The sequence below is a fragment of the Halomicrobium sp. IBSBa genome (assembly GCF_017612575.1).
In the GTDB taxonomy this organism is placed as follows: Archaea; Halobacteriota; Halobacteria; order Halobacteriales; family Haloarculaceae; genus Halomicrobium.
This window is the reverse complement of sequence record NZ_JADPQC010000067.1, coordinates 1-392: the sequence shown is the minus strand read 5'-3', so window position 1 is coordinate 392 and position 392 is coordinate 1. Positions and strand designations below refer to the sequence as shown.

General features: G+C 67.6%; 1 protein-coding gene. It reads right to left on the bottom strand.

The window, feature by feature from the left end:
• Positions 1 to 392, bottom strand: a 392-nt coding sequence (locus IL252_RS17485) for a helicase C-terminal domain-containing protein (RefSeq protein WP_279634297.1), incomplete at both ends; no start/stop codon positions are given.

Sequence of the window (392 nt, the reverse complement as noted above, 5' to 3'; positions counted from 1 at the left end):
GTTCAGCATCGCGAACTTGAGCTTCTCGGGGCCGATATCGACCATCTCGCGGCGTTCCTCCGGGGGGAAGGTTCCGCGAACGGCGTAGTCGTGCATCTCCATCTCGGCGGCTTCAGTGTAGCGCTTGTCCAGCAGGATGCGCGCGCCGAAGTCGTCCGGCGAGCGGACCACGCGACCGAGGGCCTGTCTGGTCTTGCGGACGGTCGGAATTTCGACGGCGTAGCGCCAGCCGGCATCGTCCTCGCCATCGCCGAAGGTCGTGTCGTAGGCGTCCTGCACGGCGTCCATGCGGTCGTCGAGATGGGGGTAGGGAACGCCGACGACCACGACCGTCCGGGCGTCGTCGCCGTCGTAGCTCACGCCCTCGCCGAGCGTCCCCCACAGCGAGGTGT